The following is a 1945-nucleotide window of genomic DNA, read 5'->3' as shown; positions in this document are numbered from 1 at the left end:
GTCATTTAATTAACACTCATTTAAAAGTGAAGCACGGATTAGTCGGCAAAGCAACTAACGTGAGGGCTTAGATCCTGTGGGGCAGCATGACCGACATCCACCTCATGGAAAGGTTGAACGAAGGAATGTAGGAGCATCGACTCTGTGAGACATGGGAGGGTTGACCTCCATGAGACATGTGGATATCCTAAAGTGCGATCATAACATTACTTAAACCAATTTTTTCCTATAATTGGCTAGTTTAGCATACACTTTTTTCGATAAATCCCTACCCTTGAGGAGTGATGCCGAGCTTACATAAATAACTGTTAATGATATGACCATGAAATTCAAAGAATTCTAGAGAAATCGTGAGATTTTGTTTAGTTTATTGAGGGAGGTTAGCATTCCTGTAGTTCGTTATTTTTCAGCTTTGAAAAAAATAGGGCTCCTCAGTAAGATATGAGTAAGACACCACTCTAACTCAAAACTTTAGGAGGAACCCTAATATGAAGTTTAAAATGCAAGATAAACAAAATCAACTAATAGAAAGAATTTCCGATAAACACCTTGTTGTTGGAGTGGATATTGCTCAACAACTACACGTTGCAAGAGCAGTTAACTTCCGTGGAATTGTAGTTGGAGAGCCTCTTACATTTGAAAATAATGAAGAGGGGTTCCTTAAACTATTAAAATGGATTCATGATTTAAAAAGATTAAAAAACTTAGATGCAGCAATAGTAGGTATGGAGCCTACAGGCCATTACTGGATTAACCTTTCAAAATGGTTATATAACCAAAACATTGAGGTTGTAACAGTCAATCCCCACTTAGTAAAAAGGAATAAAGAGAATCGTGATAATACCCAATCTAAGAGTGATAAAAAAGATGCGCTCGTTATCGCGGATATGGTCAAAAACGGCTACTATTCCTTTATTCGCCCATCATCAGAATCATTTGAGAAGCTTAGAGTTCTAATGTCTAATCGTGATGTGATTGTTAAACGTCTCGTGATGTCTATTAATCAAGTAAATCGATGGGTGGATGTGGTCTTTCCTGAACTCAGACAAGTGTTTAAAGATGTAACGTGCAAAGGGGCGATCGCAACCCTTCGTTTATTTCCTACACCGGATGAAATATCTTCACTAGAAACACTAGATGTCATGAGGGGTTGGAAGTCTTTAATGAAACGACAACCAGGACCCAAGAAGGCTCAATTACTAATCAATCTAGCAAAATCCTCTATTGGGACCGGACAAGCTCTTGATGCTTATAAATTCCATTTAGAACAATTATTAGAGGAATATGACCTCGCTGTCAAACAACTCGAAAGAGTTGAACAACAAGTTAAAGAAGTTCTCTACAAAATACCATTTGCAAAAAAACTACTTATGATTAAAGGAATAAGTGAAATTTCATTAGCCGGGATACTGGGTGAATCAGGAGATCTAAGTGGTTTCTCTCACGGAAACTCTCTATTGCGGCATGCGGGATTACATCTAGCTGAAGCAAGTTCAGGCAAATGGAAAGGTCAGATTGTCATTTCAAAGCGTGGAAGGTCAAGACTACGACGATTCCTCTACTTAGCAACTATGAGCCTTGTGATGAATAACCCTGAGTTTAAGGCCGTCCATTCCCATAATGTGAAGGTAAAGAAGATAAAGAAAATGAAATCAATCATGAAACTCATAGGTAAACTAGCAAGGATTTTTGTAGGAATAGCACGACGAAACGAGTCTTATTGTCCAAATAAAGTCCAAGTATTGATCCCATTAGCAGCATAGAAATAAAACATTAGTTATATAGAATGTATCATTCAAAATAGTTAACTTTAATTTTGAATGTTGTCTTATTCGTAGGATTTCAAATATGTACGAGTACCAGGTTTCTTAAACAAAAGGGCACTGTGACCCATCAGGTTAGCATAACTGGCCTCCACCCCTTGGATAGGCATGACGAAGGAAAA

At 37.6% G+C, this 1945-nt stretch carries 1 protein-coding gene; it reads left to right on the top strand.

Annotated elements, in window-relative coordinates; all coding sequences use genetic code 11:
* Positions 1-488 precede the first annotated feature (488 nt).
* A complete protein-coding gene (locus AC1DVB_RS26905) occupies positions 489-1763 on the top strand; it encodes an IS110 family RNA-guided transposase (protein WP_034313231.1) in 1275 nt (424 codons plus the stop codon).
* The last annotated feature ends 182 nt before the right edge of the window (positions 1764-1945 follow it).

It is taken from the genome of Peribacillus sp. P4_D6, from assembly GCF_056401795.1.
This window is presented reverse-complemented; position numbering and strand designations above follow the sequence as displayed.